Genomic DNA, 17646 nt, shown 5'->3' with positions numbered 1-17646 from the left:
TGACATGGAAGCTGTACTCGGACGGATCGGCATCTGGCTCGTGGTCCTCCTCGCTTGCCTTGCGGCAATTGCCGGGGCGCAGGACACCGGTTTCGCGATCCACATGGGAATCGTCGCGGTCGTCGCGGTGATCGTCATCCTGTTCACGCTCGGCCGCTACGATCCGTTGGAAAAGGCGCAGAGCATCTTCAGGATGCCGACCGATCCATCGCGCTACGATGACGACGTGGTGCGCTGGGGCGTGATCGCGACGATGTTCTGGGGGATCGCCGGCCTGCTCGCCGGGGTTTTCATCGCCGTTCAACTCGCCTTTCCCGCGCTCAATATCGAACCCTATCTCAATTTCGGGCGGGTCCGCCCGCTGCACACTTCGGCGGTGATCTTTGCGTTCGGCGGCAACGCCCTGCTCGCGACCAGTTTCTACGTCGTGCAGCGCACCTGCCGCACCACGCTCGCCTTCCCGTCGCTCGCGCGGTTCGTGTTCTGGGGCTACCAGCTGTTCATCGTGCTGGCCGCGACCGGCTACCTGCTCGGCATCACCCAGTCGAAGGAATATGCCGAGCCCGAATGGTATGTCGACCTGTGGCTGACGATCGTCTGGCTTGCCTATCTCGCGGTGTTCGTCGGCACGCTCCTGCGCCGGCACGAGCCGCACATCTACGTCGCCAACTGGTTCTATCTCGCCTTCATCGTGACCGTGGCGATGCTGCACGTGGTCAACAACCTCGCGATCCCGGTCAGCCTGCTGGGCGCGAAAAGCTACAGCGCCTTTGCCGGGGTGCAGGATGCGCTGACGCAGTGGTGGTACGGGCACAACGCGGTTGGGTTCTTCCTCACCGCCGGGTTCCTGGCGATGATGTACTACTTCGTGCCGAAGCAGGCGAACCGACCGGTCTATTCGTACCGCCTCTCGATCATCCACTTCTGGTCGCTGATCTTTCTCTACATCTGGGCCGGTCCGCACCACTTGCACTACACCGCCCTGCCCGACTGGGCGCAGACGCTCGGCATGGTGTTCAGCGTGATGCTGTGGATGCCGAGCTGGGGCGGGATGATCAACGGGCTGATGACGCTCAACGGCGCATGGGACAAGGTCCGCACCGATCCGATCATCCGCATGATGGTGCTCGCGCTCGCCTTCTACGGGATGAGCACGTTCGAAGGGCCGATGCTGTCGATCAAGGCGGTCAACAGCCTGTCGCACTACACCGACTGGACCATCGGCCACGTCCATTCCGGCGCGCTGGGGTGGAACGGGATGATCACCTTCGCCTGCGTCTATTTCCTCGTGCCCAAGCTGTGGAAGCGCGAGCGGCTGTATTCGCTGCGAATGATCAACTGGCATTTCTGGCTCGCGACGCTCGGCATCGTTTTCTACGCCGCGAGCATGTGGGTCGCCGGGATCACGCAGGGCCTGATGTGGCGCGAATACGGCTCGGACGGCTACCTCGTTAACAGCTTCGTCGACACGGTCGTCGCGCTGAAGCCGATGTACTGGATGCGGGCGTTCGGCGGGGCGCTGTACCTGACCGGCGCGATCATCATGACCTACAACGTCTGGATGACCATCGCCGGTCGCCTGCGCGACGAAGCGCCGCTGGGCGATACGGCGCACGACAATTCCGCCGATCACCCGCTGCCCCCGCGCGCCCAGCCCCAGCCCGAACCTGCAGAGTAAGGAACAGGGACGATGACCAACCAGGAAAAAGAAACCTTCGCCAGCCACAAGACGCTGGAGAAGAACGTCACGCTGCTCGGCGTAGCGACCTTCGTCGCGGTCGCCATCGGCGGGATCGTAGAAATCGCGCCGCTGTTCTGGATCGACAATACGATCGAACAGGTGGAGGGGATGCGGCCCTACACCCCGCTCGAGCTGGCGGGCCGCGACATCTACATCCGCGAAGGGTGCTACACCTGCCACAGCCAGATGATCCGTCCGTTCCGCGACGAGGTCGAACGTTACGGCCACTACTCGCTGGCGGCGGAGAGCATGTTCGACCATCCGTTCCAGTGGGGATCGAAACGGACCGGGCCGGATCTGGCACGCGTGGGCGGGCGCTATTCGGACGAATGGCACGTCCAGCACCTGAAGGACCCGCAAAGTGTGGTGCCGGAAAGCATCATGCCGTCCTACAGCTTCCTCGCCGACACCTCGCTAAAGGTCGCCGATCCGGCGGCGAACCTCACCGCGTTGCGCCGCGTCGGCGTGCCCTACAGCGACGCCGACATCGCTCAGGCCGCAGCAGACCTGACGGCGCAGGCCGATCCGGAGGCCGACGCGGGCGATCTGGAGGCCCGCTATCCCAAGGCGCAGCGGCGCGATTACGACGGCGATCCTTCGCGCGTCACCGAAATGGATGCGCTGGTCGCCTACCTCCAGATGCTCGGCACACTGGTCGACGTGAACAGCGCCGCCGCGCAAGCCGAACTGGCCGAGGAGGTCGGGCGATGAGCCTCTACGAAATCTTCCGTCACTTCGCCGACAGCTACGGGCTGGTGGTGATCTTCGGGCTCTATCTGCTGCTGTGCGGCTGGCACTTCCTGCCGCGCGCCAAATCCCACGTCGAGGACGCGAAAAACTCGATTTTCAAGGAAGACGACGATGTCTGAGAAAGACCGGCCAGAGAACCGCATCGACGAACCCACCGGCACCGAATTCGTCGGCCATGAATGGGACGGGATCGAGGAACTCAACACCCCGCTGCCGCGCTGGTGGCTGTGGACGTTCTACGCCACGATCGCGTGGAGCCTGGTCTATGTCATCCTCTACCCGGCCTGGCCGCTGGTCGAGCGCGCGACTGCCGGAACGCTCGGCTGGTCGAGCCGCGGCGACCTGGCGGAGGACATCCGGAAGGCCGAAGCCGCGCAGGCCGGATTCAGGGCGCAGCTGGCCGGCATGTCGACCGAGGAACTGCTCGCCAATCCCGCACTGATGCAGCGCGCGGTCGCGGGCGGCGCGGCCGCGTTCAAGGTCAATTGCGTGCAGTGCCACGGCGCGGGCGCGGCCGGGTTCGAGCAATACGGCTATCCCAATCTCAACGATGACGACTGGATCTGGGGCGGCGACATCAACGCGATCGAAAACACGCTGATCCACGGCATCCGCTGGGAGGGATCGAACCAGACCCGGCTCGCTTACATGCCCGCGTTCGAGGGTATTTTCGACAAGGGACAGGTCGATGCACTGGCGCAGCACGTCCTTTCGCTGAGCGGCAAGGCTCAGACTAATGCGACCGGCGCTGAGCTCTACGCCCAGAACTGCGCAGCCTGCCACCAGCCCGCGGGCGGAGGAGACCCTGTGCAGGGCGCGCCGGCGCTCAACGACGCGATCTGGCTCTATGGTGGAGACATGGCCGATGTGCGCGCGCAGATCCTCAATCCGCGCCATGGCGTGATGCCGGGCTGGAGCGACAAGCTCGATCCGGTGACGATCAAGATGCTCGCCGCCTATGTCCATTCGCGCGGCGGCGGCGAAGCGACCAAAGCGCCTGCGGACACCACGGGCGACGCGCCACCGATCATGGAACAACAGCCCGAAGAAGTCGCGATTGCGGATCGGAGCGATGGTCAACGCTGACGCCGCCCAACCGGCTATAAGCCAACGCGACTGGAGCGGTGCCGTGCCCAGGAAGGGCGGCGGGTCGGGCGGCCCGCCATCGCACCAGGACCTCTACGAAAAGCGCAAGTCGGTCCACAACAAGCGGATCGACGGGCCGTTTCGGCGGTTCAAGTGGGCGATCATGGTCGTCACGCTGGCGATCTATTACGTGACGCCATGGATCCGCTGGGATCGCGGGCCTTACGCGCCCGATCAGGCGGTGCTGGTCGATCTCGCGCATCGCCGGTTCTACATGTTCGATATCGAGATCTGGCCGCACGAATTCTACTTCGTCGCCGGCATGCTGATCATGGCGGGCGTCGGGCTGTTCCTCGTCACCACCGCCGTCGGCCGCGCGTGGTGCGGCTATGCCTGCCCGCAGACCGTCTGGACCGACCTGTTCCAGCATGTCGATCGCTTCTTCGACGGGGATCGCAATGCGCGCATGCGGCTCGACAAGGCGCCGTGGACCGCCTCCAAGATCGCGCGGCGCGAATCGAAATGGGCGGTCTACCTGCTGATCAGCATGGTCACCGGCGGCGCGTGGATCCTCTATTTCGCCGACGCGCCGACTCTGTTCGTGGACTTTTTCACCGGTGAGGCCGCCTTGGTCGCCTACGCGACCGTCGGCATCCTCACCTTCACCACCTTCTGGCTCGGCGGGTTCATGCGCGAGCAGGTGTGCGTCTACATGTGCCCGTGGCCGCGCATCCAGGCGGCGATGCTCGACGAGCAGTCGCTGATCGTCACCTACAAGGACTGGCGCGGCGAACCGCGCGGGAGCCTCAAGAAAGCCCAGAAGGCCCCCGACAAGTTCGGCGACTGCATCGACTGCCGCGAATGCGTCGCCGTGTGCCCGACCGGGATCGACATTCGCGAAGGGCAGCAAATCGGCTGCATCACCTGCGCGCTGTGCATCGATGCCTGCGACCGGGTGATGAAGGATATCGGCCGCCCGCGCGGGCTGATCGACTACGCGACGCTGGACCAGTGCGATCGCGAAGCGGCAGGTGGCGCAACCGAACCGGCATGGAAGGCGCTGATGCGCCCGCGGCTGGCGATCTATTTCGGCATCTGGGGCGCGATCGGGCTGGCGATGCTGTTCGCGCTCGGCACTCGTACCCACACCGATCTCACCGTTTCGCCGGACCGCAACCCGCCCTATCTGCTGATGAAGGACGGCGCGGTGCGCAACGCCTACACGTTGCGGCTGCGCAACATGGAAGCGCGCCCGCGCGAAATGGAGCTTGCGCTCGAAGGTCTGCCTGCCGGGGCGCTGATGTGGACCGATGCGATCAACCGCGAACAGGCCGCGCCGAGCCAGGTCATCGACGTTCCCGCAAATGAGACCCGCGTGGTCCGCGCCTATGTCACTGTGCCGAGCGGCGAGAGCGCCAGCGCATTCGACTTCCGCCTCACCTCGCTCGACGAGCAACGCGAGCAGGACGTTGCCTCCGTCACCTTTACCGGCCCGGGAGATCTATGATGGCCAGCAAACAAGCCAAGGGCACCTTCACCGGCAAGCACATGCTTGGCGTCATGGTAGTCGGGTTCGGCATCGTCGCCGTGGTGAACTTCACCATGGCGAGCCTCGCGGTCGGTGGCTTCCACGGGATCGTGGTCGAGAACTCCTACGTCGCGAGCCAGAAGTTCAACACCTGGCTGGCCGAAGCCGAAGCCGAGCGCGCGCTCGGTTGGCAGGCAGACGCCGAGCGCGACGCGGCAGGCCATGTCGTGGTGCGCCCCGAAGGCGTGCCGACCGGCGCGACGGTGACCGCCGAACTCCGCCGTCCGCTGGGCGAGCGCGAATATGCCGACCTGACCTTCGCGCCGCTGGCCGATGGCACATACCGCTCGACCGAGGCCGTGAGCGCCGGACGCTGGACCATGCGCCTGGCGATCGCGGCGGGCGGTGACAGCTGGAGCGCGGAAAGCGACCTGCGGTGAACGCCCCCTTCGCCCTTGAGGACACGCCCGCAGGCCAGGTCATAAGCACCCGTTTCACGGTGCCGGGGCTGCGCTGCGCGGGGTGCATCGCCACAATCGAGCGCGAGCTTCCCAAGGTCGAAGGTATCACCGCCGCGCGGGTGAATTTCTCCGCCAAGCGGGTCGCGATCGAACACGATCCGACGCTCGATGAGGCGGCGCTCGGCGAAGCGCTGCGGCAAATCGGCTACGAAGCGCAGGCGATCGCCGACAACCCGCTCGGCAGCGACGAGCGCGAACGCAAGCTTCTGACCCGCGCGGTCGCCGTGGCGGGCTTCGGCATGATGAACATCATGCTGCTCTCGGTCAGCATCTGGGCAGGCGCAGAGGGGGCGACACGCGAGCTGTTCCACTGGCTGTCGGGCCTGATCGCGATTCCCGTGATCGCCTATTCGGGCCGCCCGTTCTTCGCTTCGGCGTGGATGGCGCTCAGGTTCCGCCGCACCAATATGGACGTGCCGATCTCGATCGGAGTGCTGCTCGCGACCGGGCTCAGCATCTACGAAACCGTGGCAGGTGGCGGGCATGCCTATTTCGAAAGCGCGGTGATGCTGCTGTTCTTCCTGCTGATCGGGCGCGCGCTTGATGCGGAGATGCGCACCCGCACCCGCGCCGGAATCGGCGCATTGCTCGGACGGATGGGCAAGAGCGCGAGCGTGATCGGAGCTGACGGATCGACTGAGCGCCTGCCCGCCGACCAGCTCGAACCCGGCATGCTGGTGCTGGTCGCGGCAGGCGAAGCGCTCGCCGCGGATGGAACGATCGAAGAAGGCGCCAGCGCGCTCGACAATGCGATGTTGACCGGGGAGAGCACACCCGAACCCGTCGGCGTCGGCAGCGCAGTCCATGCCGGGGCCATCAATCTCGCCGCGCCGATCCGCGTGCGGCTGACCCGGGTGGCGGGCGACACCGCGATCGACGAAATTGCGCGCCTGATGGACGAGGCAGGGCAATCGCGCAGCACCTATGTCCGTATCGCCGACCGCGCGAGCCGTCTCTATGCCCCGGCGGTCCATACGCTGGCGGCGCTCGCTTTCGTCGGCTGGATGATCGCTGGCGCGGGCTGGCACCAGTCGCTCGTCATCGCGATCGCGGTGCTGATCATCACCTGCCCCTGCGCGCTCGGCCTCGCCGTGCCCGCCGCGCAGGTGGTCGCCTCCGGAGCGTTGCTGAAGCGCGGCTTGCTGGTCAAGGACGGCAGCGCGCTCGAACGGCTCGCCGAATGCGACATCGCGCTATTCGACAAGACCGGCACGCTGACGCTGGGCGAGCCGCGCCCGGACCTCGCCGCGCTCGATGCGGAAACACGGTCGGTCGCACTCGGCCTGGCGCAGAACAGCCGCCACCCGCTGAGCAAGGGGCTGAGCGCCGCGCTGCGCGCCGAGGGCGTCGAGCCAGCGCATGTGGAGCAGGTCGAGGAAGTCAGCGGCAAGGGCCTCACCGGGCGCTGGCACGGACTCGACGTGGCGCTGGACCGGCCCGAAGCAACATCGGCGAAACTGGCGACCCGGCTGCGCATCGGCAAGGACAGCCATACCTTGCTGTTCACCGATCCGCTCCGCAGCGATGCGTCGGATGCGATCGAGGCTCTGGCCGATGCCGGGATCGCGGCCAGCATCCTGTCGGGCGACCGCGCCGAAGCCGTCGATGCCGTGGCGCGCAAGCTCGGTATTCCAGCGCAATCGGCGGCCAAACCGCAGGACAAGCTGGCGGAACTGATAAAACTGCGCGAGGGTGGCAAACGTCCGCTGATGGTCGGCGACGGCCTCAACGATGGCCCCGCGCTCGCCGCCGCGCACGCTTCGATAGCCCCGGGCACCGCGTCCGATGCCAGCCAGCAGGCCGCCGATGCGGTGTTCATCGGCGAAAAGCTGATGCCGGTCGCGCTAGCGATCCGGGTCGCGCGGCGGACGATGCGGATTGTGCGGCAGAACTTCGCCTTTGCGGTCGGCTACAATGTGCTCGCAGTCCCTCTGGCACTGTTCGGCTACGTTACGCCGCTGATCGCCGCGATCGCGATGTCGGTGAGTTCGATCTTGGTTGTCGCGAACTCGCTGCGGCTCGCGAGATCCACTCGATGACCGGTCTCGCTTTCCTCATCCCGATTGCGCTCGGCATGGGCGCGCTCGGCCTCGCGACGTTCTTCTGGGCGATGAAGAGCGGCCAGTACGAGGACATGGACGGCGCCGCCAACCGCATCCTGATCGACGAGGAGGAAAAGGACTAGTCTTCGTTTCAAGTGCTAGCCCAGCGCCGCCAACGCCTCCGGAGTGTCGATATCGGTGAGCCATTCGGGCGGGCAGGCGATCGGCTCGCCTTGCTGGAGCAAATCTCGCGCACCCTGATCGCCGCCAAGCTCCGCCAGTGCATCGAAATGGGCGCTTCCGAACACCGCTGGAGGCATGCGCGATGCGCCATCCGACGATGCAACGATGGCGGAAGCGCCCATCTCCTGCCCAGCATCGACCAGCGCGGCGTAGTGGGCCAGCGGAACCAGCGGCATGTCGGCGAGCGCGATGAGCAGAATGTCGGCCTGTGTCCGGCGTGCAAGCCTCGCCGCTACCGCGACCGAGGTTCCCATCCCTTCATCGGCATTGGGATTGCGGACCACCGAGAACCCAGCCGACTGCCAGCCCTTGGCGCAAGGATGGTTTTCGTCGGCGGCGATCACCACGTGATGGTCGGCATCCAATCGCGACAACATATCGCTGACATGCAGTGCAAGCGGCTTGTCGCGAACGATAGCGCAGAGCTTGTCAGCGTCGCCGAACCGCCGCGACGCCCCGGCGGCGAGCACCGCCACCATCAGGCGCATAGCCTCAGCCAAGCGCCGCCTCGAAATCGGTGTCCTGGTAGGTCCGGATGATCTCCGCAAGCGTCGACAGCGCCAGCGTCTGCGGATCGCGCGAGGAATGGAACACGCCGATCGGCGCGCGAACGGTGGCCAACTGCTCCTTCGATATGCCCTTCGCCTTGAGCGCCTCGCACCGCATCGCATGCGCCTTCCGCCCGCCCATCGCGCCGAGGTAGAAATGCGGCAGTTCGAACGCGCGCGCCATCAGATCGATCTCCCAGTCGTGATCGTGAAACAGGAACACGATCGCGGTCCACGGGTCGCTTTCTAACAGGTCGGTCTGGGTGGTTCGCTTGACCAGGTCAGCGGCCAGACCTTGCTCTTTCATCGACCTGATGAGCTGTTCGTCCGGAGTCAGCGCGCTCGCCCAGCAGCCCATCGAGCGCGCCATTTCGGTTAGCGCAGGAACGGCCGCTCCATGGCCGACGATCTGAACCCTGGGCGCGGGCCAGTGTCCGAACACCCCCGCCCCGTTGGAAGCATCGAACTCGCTCGCGCGCCATTCGGGAACGTGGTGCGCACCGTCCTGATCGAGCCGGATCGAGAACGGCGTGCGCCCGCGAATGGTGCTCAGGCACGCGGTCGCAACTTCATCCGCGCCAAGCGGCTGGAAATGCAGGTCGAGACCTCCGCCGCAGGGCAGCTTGATATCGACATAGGGCGACCCTGCCCCGAACCGCGTGACGCGCGGACTTCCTTCTTTCAAGACGTCGAGCGCTTCGGATACAACCGCTTGCTCGATGCATCCGCCCGAGAGCGAGCCGGCAAAGCTGCCATCCTCGGCGACGCCCATGATCGTGCCGGGATTGCGCATCGAGGAACCCTCGACCGCGCCGACAGTCACCATCACGCTGCGCTCGCCGCGCAAGCGGCACTCGTTTAGAAACAGCAATACGCGGTGAAGATCCACCTTTTGCGCTTACTCGGACTCGGAAAGACTACGCAGATACGCGACCACCGCCGCGCGGGTCTCGCCGTCGCTTACTCCGCCCGCGACCATGCTGGTGCCGGGGCATAGCCGGAAGGATTGGCGAGGAAGCGGTCGAGCGTGGCATTGTCCCAGACGATATCCGAGCTCGCCAGCGCATCCGAATAGGCGAAGTCGTCGAGCGCCCCGGCCTTGCGACCGAACACGCCGTAGAGGTTGGGACCGGCCATCGACGGTTCACCCGCTTCGGCGACGTGGCAGCCGGAGCAGACTGCAAAGGCCGCTTCGCCCGCCGCGACCAGATCGACCTCGCCGCCCTCGCTGGCGACAGCGGGGCTATCGACCGGCGTCCCCGGCTCGCGCACGACGATCTGTTCGACCGGTGGCTGCTCTTCCGAACCACCGCAGGCCGCGAGCAAGGTCAGCAGGCTGGCAGCGAGAATCGCCTGTTTGCGCATCGGTATTTCCCCCTCGATCCGGATCAGGCGAACTGCTTCGCAATCGGCAGTTCGCGAATGCGCGTGCCGCTGGCCGCGAAGATCGCGTTGGTGAGCGCCGGAGCCGCAGGCGGCAGACCCGGTTCGCCCGCGCCGCCCACGGGCACGTCACCGCTGTTGATCAGTTCGACCGTGATTTCAGGCACTTCGTTGATCCGCAGCATTTTGTAATCGTGGAAGTTGCTCTGCTTGATCGCCCCGCCTTCCAGTTCCAGCTCGCCATACATCGCGGCGGTCAGTCCGAACACGATACCGCCCTCGATCTGGTTGCGGAAGCCGTCGGGGTTCATCACGTAGCCCGCGTCACACACCGCCCAGATGTTGGTCATCTTCGGCTTGCCGGAGGTCATATCGACCTCGATCACTTCGGCGACGATGGTGCCGAAGCTTTCGACGATCGCCACGCCCTTGGCCCTGCCCTCACCCGAAGGCGTGCGCCATTCGCTGATCTCCGCCACTTTCTCCAGCACCGCGCGCTGGCGCGGAGATTCCTGCAGCATCGCCAGGCGGTATTCGAGCGGATCCTTGCCCGCCGCGTGTGCCGCCTCGTCGATAAAGCTCTCGATAAACCAGCCCTGCTGCGAGTGATCGACCGAGCGCCATGCCTGGAACGGCAGGTGCAGTTCGGCCTCGGCCACCCGCACCGACGTGTTGGGGATCGCGTACATCGCCGGGACGCAGGCCTCCGCCGGGTCGTGCCGCTGGGTGAAAACGCTGTCGTAGGCGACGAGATTGCCCGCATCATCCAGACCGGCCCGCAGCCGGTTGGTGTCGGCGCAGCGATACAACGCCTTTTGCGTGTCCTCCTCGCGGCTCCAGATCATCTTGACCGGATAGCCGGTCGCCTTGGCGATCCGCGCCGCCATCGCGACATATTCCGATCCGAGCCGCCGCCCGAAGGCCCCGCCCAGATAGGGGTGATGGATGGTGATATCGTCGGTCGAAAGTCCGATCGTCTTGGCGACTTCGCTGCGCGCCATCAGCGGGACCTGGGTGCTGGTCCAGATGTCGCACTTGCCGTCCCTGTAGTGCGCGGTGCAGTTCAGCGGCTCCATCGGCGCGTGTGCAAGATAGGGCGCCTTGTACTCCGCTTCGATGATTGTCGCGGCGCTGGCCAGCGCGCCGTGGGCATCGCCCTTGGCAGCGGCTTCCTTGCCTCCCGTTTCTCCGGCCTCATCCAATGCCTTGGCGAACACCGCGAACTGGTCGTCCATCGTCTTGACCGGGCTTTCGGACGCGCTCCAGCCGATCTCGATCGTGTTCACCGCCTGCTGCGCCTGCCAGTAGCTGTCGGCTACCACGGCGACGAAATTGCCCATGTTGAGGATTTGCAGGACGCCCGGCATCTCCTTGGCGCGCGCCGCGTCCATGCTGACGACGCTGGTCCCCGGCACCGGCGGACGGATCGTCGCGGCGTAGGACAGGCCGAGTCCCTCGGGCACCGCATCGATGCCGAATTCGGCCTGGCCGGTGATCTTGTCGGGAATGTCGGTCCGGGCCTTGCTCTTGCCCATCAGCCGGTATTCGGAACGCTTCTTGAGCACCGGCGTCTGGTCCATCGGCTGCTCGGCGGCGGCGCTGGCGAATTCGGCATAGGGCGCGGACTTGCCCGACGCCTTGTGCAACAGCGTGCTGTCGCGCGTCGTAATCTCGCTCGCGGGCACATCCCACGCATCGGCCGCGGCCCCGATCAGCATCTTGCGCGCTGCTGCTCCGGCGATGCGCATCTGGTGTTGCCCGGTGGTGCGGATCGAGGACGAGCCGCCGGTAATCATCGCATCGGCAAGCCGCGCAACCTGGGTGAACAATCCGTTCCAGGTCGGCTCGATCCAGTCCGCCGCGTTCATGGTGAAGGGGGCGACGAACATGCGTGCGGTATCGGTCACGACATAGCTGCCATCGGCAGGGGCCTGCATCACGCGAACCTTGTCCCACGCCGCATCGAGCTCGTCGGCGAGCATCTGCGCCAGCACCGAATGCGCCCCCTGTCCCATCTCGCAATGCGGGACGATGGCGGTGACGATGTTGTCGGTATCGATCTTGACCCAGCTGTTGACCAGCTGTTCGCCTGCGCCGGGGGCGACCTTGCCCGCCAGCCCGTCGATCGGGTTGCCGGGGCGCACGCCGATACCGATCAGCAGCCCGCCGCCAGCGAGCACGCCCGCGCCGATAAACCCGCGCCGACTCCACTTGGCGAGCTTGCTGCGTTCTTTCTTCTCGGGAGACAGGTCGTTCATGGCTCAGGCCTCCTCTTGGCGCGGTTCGATCTGGCCGGCCGCGACTTTGATCGCGCGGCGGATCCGGGTGTAGGTCCCGCAGCGGCAGATATTGCCCGCCATCGCGGCATCGATCTGCGCGTCGGTCGGGCTTGGATTGTCGCGCAGCAAGGCGGTCGCGCTCATGATCTGGCCGGACTGGCAATATCCGCATTGCGGCACCTGTTCGCTGACCCAGGCTTGCTGGACGGCGGTGAGCTCTCCCTCAGGACCGCCGATCCCCTCGATAGTGGTGATGGCGCGTCCCTCGGCTTCTGCGATCGGCGTCGAGCAGCTGCGCACCGGCTGGCCATCGAGATGCACGGTGCAGGCCCCGCATTGCGCGATGCCGCAGCCGAATTTGGTGCCGTTCAGCCCCAGTTTCTCGCGCACCACCCACAGGATCGGCATCGCCGGATCGACATCGGCAGTGGTCGCCTGCCCGTTCAAGGTGAAACTCGCCATTGGGGTATTCTCCGGATTGCGGCGCTCGGTTGCTTGGCGCAACCTATCTGCAAGCGTGACGCAAGGGAAGGGCGAGATTTAAAGCCAACCGGCAGCGCTCAGGATCAGGCGCAGGCCAAGGCCCGCCGCGACCAGCACCACCGCGCCCCCCAGCGCGTTGGCTGTCCGGCTGTTGATGAACTGGCCGAGTATCTGCGTCTGGTTCATGGCGAACAGCAGGAACGCGGCGACCACCGGCAGCAGTAACCCGTTGGCGAACTGTGCGGAGAGGATGATCGTGACCGGGCGAATGCCGGTGAGCGCCAGCCCTGCGCCGATGGCGATCACGCTGAGCGCAACCATCCGCAAAGTGCGCTGCCTGCGTTCTGGCACGACTTCGAATATCTCGCTTACGGCATAGCCAGTCGCGAGCGGCGCGGTGATCGAGCTGGTCAGCCCGGCGGCGAAGAGTCCCGCGCCCATCAGGTACTTGGCATGCGGACCGAACAGCGGTTCGAACTGCGTCGCCATATCGGCCGCACTCTCGACCGCGACTGCGAAGGCGAACAGGCTGGCGGCGGCGGTCGAAACGATCAGGATGCCGATCAATCCGCCGATCCCGACCGTGACCATCGTGTCGATCCGCACCGCGGGAAGGTCTTCGGGGCGCGACCACTTCGCCTTTGCCGCGCTGGCGTGGAGAAACAAATTGTAGGGAACGACCGTGGTGCCGATCAGCGCGATCACCGTGAGCAATGCGCCTTCGGGTATTCTCGGCACAACCAGTCCGGCCAGCAGCGCACCCAGCTCCGGTCGCACGACCGCAAAGGTGGCAACGAAAGCGAGCGTCATGAAAGCCACCAGCGCGATCAACGCCGCTTCGATCTGGCGGTAGCTGCCGGTCCACAGCAGCAGGGCCGACAGGGCAGCAATCGCGGCGACGCTGAGCCGGAACGCCGCGTCGCCCTCCCCTGCGATTGCTGCGATCCCCAGAGCCGCGCCTGACAGGTTTCCGCCCTCATAGGCGGCGTTGCCGATATAGAGCGCGACGATCACCAGCGCGATCAGCGGCCAGCGCCAGGGCGAACTCCTGAGCAATTCGGCGAGCGCCTCGCCCAGCCCCTTTTGCGCGACCACGCCCAGCCGCGCGGACATCTCCTGCAACACCATCGTCGCCACGGTCGCGAACAGCAGCGCCCACAGCAGCGCATAGCCGAAATGCGCGCCCGCCAGCGTGCAGGCGGTGACGGTGCCGGGACCGATGAACGCCGCGGTGACCATCGCCCCGGGGCCGACATTGCGAAGCCGCTGGGCGATGCTCATGCTTTCGATGCTCCGAAGCCGCCGCCGGTCGGCGTGCGGATCACGATCCGGTCACCCGCTTCGACGTCGGCCTGATCGCAGCCACCAAGATGCACCATCGATCCGTCCTCCCGTTCGATCCAGTTGCGTCCCAATCGTCCGTCCGCCCCGCCCGCGATCCCCGGTGGCGGAACCGAGCGGTGCTCGGACAGGATCGAACATTCCATCGGCTCGAGAAACCGGATTGCGCGAGTCACCCCGTCGCCCGCGTTCCATTCGCCCTTACCGCCCGATCCGCGATCGATCCGGAACGAGTCGAGCACGACCGGATAGCGGTTTTCGAGCACTTCCGGGTCGGTCATGCGGGTGTTGGTCATATGCGTGTGCACCGCCGCTGCGCCATGGAAGCCCGGCCCGGCGGGTGCACCGGAACAGATGGTTTCGTAATATTGCCGCGTGGCATTGCCGAAAGTGAGATTGTTCATCGTCCCCTGGCTTGTCCCGAGCCGACCCAATGCTGCGAACAGCGCATCGGTGATCGCCTGGCTGGTCTCGACATTGCCCGCAACCACGGCTGCGTCAGGGGCAGGATTGAGCATCGATCCTTCGGGCACGACGGTTTTCAGCGGCTTCATGCACCCGGCGTTCAAGGGAATGTCGTCGTCGATCAGGCAGCGGAAGACGTAGAGCACTGCCGCGCGGGTTACCGCAGGCGGCGCGTTGAAGGCGCTGTCCTGCTGCGGGCTGGTGCCGGTGAAGTCGATGGTAGCCGTGCCGGTTTCGCGGTCAGGCGCAATTGCCACCTTGATTGCGGCGCCTGAATCGAGCTGGAGCGCGAACTGGCCCCGCTCGATTTCGCCGATGACCCTGCGCACGGCAGCCTCGGCGGTGTCCTGGATGTGGCCCATATAGGCCTGAACCACGGCGAGGCCGTATTGCGCCACCAGCTTGCGCAACTCGCCCGCGCCCGCAGCGTTGGCTGCGACCTGCGCCATCAGGTCGGCGATATTCTGCGCGATATTGCGCGCCGGATGCGGGCTGTCGCCGAGGATGCGCTCGATCCGAGCGGTCTGGAACGCGCCGCCTTCGACCAGCTTCACATTGTCGAGCAGGATACCTTCGTCGCCGATGGTGCGGCCCAGCGGAGACATCGAGCCGGGGCTGATCCCGCCGATATCCTCGTGATGTGCGCGACTGGCGACATAGAACAGCACTTCGCTGTCGGCCTCGTTGAACACCGGGGAAACGACCGTGACATCGGGCAGGTGCGATCCGCCCTTGTGCGGGTTGTTGTGCACGAAGGCGTCGCCCGGTTCGATCGCCGCGCCGCCTGCGATGATGGTCTTCACGCTCGCATCCATTGAACCGAGATGGACCGGCACGTGCGGAGCGTTGGCGACGAGATTGCCGCCCGCATCGAAGATCGCGCAGGAGAAATCGAGGCGTTCCTTCACATTCACCGATTGCGCGGTGTTGCGCAGCACGATCCCCATCTGCTCGGCGATCGACATGAACAGGTTCGCGAAGATTTCCAGCGTGACCGGATCGAAAGCGGTGCCGCGCTGCTGGCTGGCTGCTGATGCGTCGCGGTTCGACAGGATCAGGCAGCCTTCGCCATCGACCCTTGCCTCCCAGCCCGGCTCGATCACGACGGTGCCGGTCGTCTCTATAACGATCGCCGGTCCTCCGATTGCGTGTCCGGTTTGGAGCGAATCGCGATCGAACAGCGGTGCGTCGTGCCACCCGCCTTTCGAATAAAACCGAGTGACCGATTGCGCCTGCGGCTCGTGGTCGCTGATGGTGGAATCAGGTCGAGGCGTGTTTTCGCTTCCACCCGCCTCGCTTTCGACGATGAGCGTGTCGAGCAGCAGGACCTTTTCCGGCGCGGCAAAGCCGAATTGCTGGCGATGCAATCGATCGAACCCCACCTCCATTGTGTCGGCGTCGGAAATCGGGACCCTGATGGCCGTTTCGGTCCGCGCATATCGCATCAGCGCGCTCGCCCTGTGCGAGACCTGGTCGAATGCGACGCCCTGCTCGGCGAGTTCCCGACCTGTCTCGGCTTCCAGTTCAGCGACCGCACCGCTGACGTCTTCCAGCAAGTCCGGCGACAGCGGCTCCCCGATCACGCGCTGCCGCTCCACCTCGGTCTTCGCCAAGCCCATGCCGTAGGCCGAGAGCACCCCCGCAAACGGGTGGATCATGATACGCCCGATCCCCAGCCGCTCGGCCACGAGACATGCATGCTGACCCCCTGCCCCGCCAAAGCAGTTGAGCACGTAGTCCTTCACGTCGTGCCCGCGCGCGGTCGAGATCTGCTTGATCGCCTGCGCCATATGCTCGTTGGCGATGGCGAGGAATCCCTCGGCGATTTCCTCCGGCGAGCGACCGTCGCCCAGCTCGTCCGCAATCGTGGCAAAGCCTGCTCGCGAGGCCTCCGCGTCAAGCGGCTGCGACTGGTCCGGCCCGAATATCTTTGGGAAATGCTCCGGATCGAGCTTGCCGAGGCAGGCGTTAATATCGGTCACCGCCAGCGGCCCGCCGCGCCGGTAGCAGGCCGGCCCCGGATCGGCCCCGGCGCTTTCCGGCCCGACGCGAAGCCGTCCGTCCTCGTATTTCAGGATCGATCCGCCGCCTGCTGCGACGGTGTGGATGTGCAGCATCGGGACGCGCATCTTCGCGCCCGCGACTTCGGTTTCGTAGACCTTCTCGAGCGTCCCGGCGTAATGCGAGACATCGGTCGAGGTGCCGCCCATGTCGAAGCCGATGACCTTGTCGAACCCGGCCCGCCGTGCCGTCTCGACGCAGCCGACAATCCCGCCCGCCGGTCCGGACAGGATCGCGTCGCGCCCGCGAAACCTGGCCGCATCGGTGAGCCCGCCGGAGCTCTGCATGAACAGCAATTGTCCGGGAGCGCGCGCATCTTCGAAAGCCTCGGCAATCCGGTCGACATAATCGCGCAGGATCGGGGTCAAATAGGCGTCGACCACGCTGGTTTCGCCGCGCGGAACGATCTTGGTCAGCGGGCTGACCTCGTGGCTGGTCGAGACCTGGGTGAAACCTATTTCCCGCGCCAGCCCGGCCAGCGCGCGTTCGTGCTCCGGGTAACGATAACCGTGCATCAGCACGATCGCGACCGCGCGCAGGCCCCTGGCGTAGGCCGCGTCCAACACCCTTCTGGCCTGATCGAGGTCGAGCGGGGTCTCGACCGTGCCGTCGGCCCTCACCCGTTCGGCGATCTCGATCACATCGGCATAGAGCGGCGCCGGCTTGCGGATATCGAGCGCGAACGTATCGGGCCGGGCCTGCGTCCCGATTTCCAGCACGTCGCCCAATCCTCGGGTGATCGCGAGCAGCACCGGCTCGCCCTTGCGTCCCAGCAGCGCATTGGTTGCGACCGTCGTGCCCATTCGGATCGAACGAATCGTTTCGAATGTAAGCTCATTCTCGCCGGTCAGCTCGCGCATTCCGTGGAGTGCGGCGTCGTCGTAGTGTTCCGGATTCTCGGACAGGTACTTGCGCGTCACCAATGCACCATCCGGCGTGCGCGCCACGATATCGGTGAAGGTCCCGCCGCGATCGATCCAGAACTGCCAGGGGCCGGTCTCGGCCACGCTGCGGGAATTTGCCATGGTGTCGTGATGAAACAGCCAGTTGCGTTTGGCAAACCCTCGCGCAGAGACCGGATCGGCCTCACGATGCGGCTTGGCTATCGCGACGCGCGAAGCATGCTGGACGAATCGACGTCTCCGAACGCGCCTCGGCACTTGCCGCACTGCTGG

General features: G+C 65.7%; 15 protein-coding genes. 8 read left to right on the top strand and 7 right to left on the bottom strand.

Translation table 11 applies throughout. The features are described from left to right. Window positions 1-4: 4 nt before the first annotated feature. Genes ccoN through ccoS form a run of 8 tightly spaced genes read left to right on the top strand, consistent with a single transcriptional unit; the run spans window position 5 to window position 7811 of the window. The gene (gene ccoN, locus KDC96_RS00805) at window positions 5-1678 is read left to right on the top strand and encodes a cytochrome-c oxidase, cbb3-type subunit I (RefSeq protein ID WP_212449876.1); all 1674 of its coding nucleotides are present in this window, start codon (window positions 5-7) and stop codon (window positions 1676-1678) included. Window positions 1679-1690: 12 nt separating this feature from the next. After that, a complete protein-coding gene (gene ccoO / locus KDC96_RS00800) occupies window positions 1691-2452 on the top strand; it encodes a cytochrome-c oxidase, cbb3-type subunit II (RefSeq protein WP_212449875.1) in 762 nt (253 codons plus the stop codon). Then, window positions 2449-2610 (top strand): cbb3-type cytochrome c oxidase subunit 3, encoded by a 162-nt coding sequence (locus KDC96_RS00795; protein ID WP_212449874.1) that lies wholly within the window; start codon window positions 2449-2451, stop codon window positions 2608-2610. The genes ccoO and KDC96_RS00795 overlap by 4 nt, the downstream gene beginning before the upstream one ends. Further along, window positions 2603-3577, top strand: coding sequence for a cytochrome-c oxidase, cbb3-type subunit III (gene ccoP, locus KDC96_RS00790; RefSeq protein WP_212449873.1), 975 nt, complete (start codon window positions 2603-2605; stop codon window positions 3575-3577). The genes KDC96_RS00795 and ccoP overlap by 8 nt, the downstream gene beginning before the upstream one ends. Next, a complete protein-coding gene (gene ccoG / locus KDC96_RS00785) occupies window positions 3564-5084 on the top strand; it encodes a cytochrome c oxidase accessory protein CcoG (RefSeq protein WP_212449872.1) in 1521 nt (506 codons plus the stop codon). Before ccoP ends, ccoG begins: the two co-directional genes overlap by 14 nt. After that, a complete protein-coding gene (locus KDC96_RS00780) occupies window positions 5084-5545 on the top strand; it encodes a FixH family protein (protein WP_212449870.1) in 462 nt (153 codons plus the stop codon). Before ccoG ends, KDC96_RS00780 begins: the two co-directional genes overlap by 1 nt. Next, on the top strand, window positions 5542-7665 hold the full coding sequence (locus tag KDC96_RS00775) for a heavy metal translocating P-type ATPase (RefSeq protein ID WP_212449868.1): 2124 nt from the start codon (window positions 5542-5544) through the stop codon (window positions 7663-7665). The genes KDC96_RS00780 and KDC96_RS00775 overlap by 4 nt, the downstream gene beginning before the upstream one ends. Beyond that, window positions 7662-7811, top strand: coding sequence for a cbb3-type cytochrome oxidase assembly protein CcoS (gene ccoS / locus KDC96_RS00770; protein ID WP_212449866.1), 150 nt, complete (start codon window positions 7662-7664; stop codon window positions 7809-7811). The genes KDC96_RS00775 and ccoS overlap by 4 nt, the downstream gene beginning before the upstream one ends. Before the next feature lie 15 nt (window positions 7812-7826). Here ccoS and KDC96_RS00765 read toward each other — a convergent pair whose 3' ends face one another. The 7 genes from KDC96_RS00765 to KDC96_RS00735 form a co-directional block, all read right to left on the bottom strand. After that, on the bottom strand, window positions 7827-8411 hold the full coding sequence (locus KDC96_RS00765; protein ID WP_212449864.1) for an NTP transferase domain-containing protein: 585 nt from the start codon (window positions 8409-8411) through the stop codon (window positions 7827-7829). Then, window positions 8404-9306 (bottom strand): XdhC family protein, encoded by a 903-nt coding sequence (locus tag KDC96_RS00760; protein ID WP_249171859.1) that lies wholly within the window; start codon window positions 9304-9306, stop codon window positions 8404-8406. The genes KDC96_RS00765 and KDC96_RS00760 overlap by 8 nt, the downstream gene beginning before the upstream one ends. 113 nt (window positions 9307-9419) lie before the next feature. Then, window positions 9420-9824 carry a cytochrome c family protein gene (locus tag KDC96_RS00755; RefSeq protein WP_212449863.1) on the bottom strand — a complete coding sequence of 135 codons (405 nt, stop codon included), beginning with the start codon at window positions 9822-9824 and terminating at the stop codon, window positions 9420-9422. 23 nt (window positions 9825-9847) lie between these two features. Continuing rightward, window positions 9848-12100: a molybdopterin cofactor-binding domain-containing protein gene (locus tag KDC96_RS00750; RefSeq protein ID WP_212449861.1), complete on the bottom strand. Its 2253-nt coding sequence runs from the start codon at window positions 12098-12100 to the stop codon at window positions 9848-9850. A gap of 3 nt (window positions 12101-12103) precedes the next feature. After that, entirely contained in the window at window positions 12104-12583 is a 480-nt protein-coding gene (locus KDC96_RS00745; protein WP_212449858.1) for a (2Fe-2S)-binding protein, read from the bottom strand. 78 nt (window positions 12584-12661) lie between these two features. Further along, window positions 12662-13885 (bottom strand): Nramp family divalent metal transporter, encoded by a 1224-nt coding sequence (locus tag KDC96_RS00740; protein ID WP_249171858.1) that lies wholly within the window; start codon window positions 13883-13885, stop codon window positions 12662-12664. Further along, window positions 13882-17496 carry a hydantoinase B/oxoprolinase family protein gene (locus KDC96_RS00735; protein WP_212449856.1) on the bottom strand — a complete coding sequence of 1205 codons (3615 nt, stop codon included), beginning with the start codon at window positions 17494-17496 and terminating at the stop codon, window positions 13882-13884. Before KDC96_RS00735 ends, KDC96_RS00740 begins: the two co-directional genes overlap by 4 nt. Window positions 17497-17646: the final 150 nt, after the last annotated feature.

Source organism: Erythrobacter sp. JK5, assembly GCF_018205975.1.
In the GTDB taxonomy this organism is placed as follows: Bacteria; Pseudomonadota; Alphaproteobacteria; order Sphingomonadales; family Sphingomonadaceae; genus Erythrobacter.
This window is presented reverse-complemented; position numbering and strand designations above follow the sequence as displayed.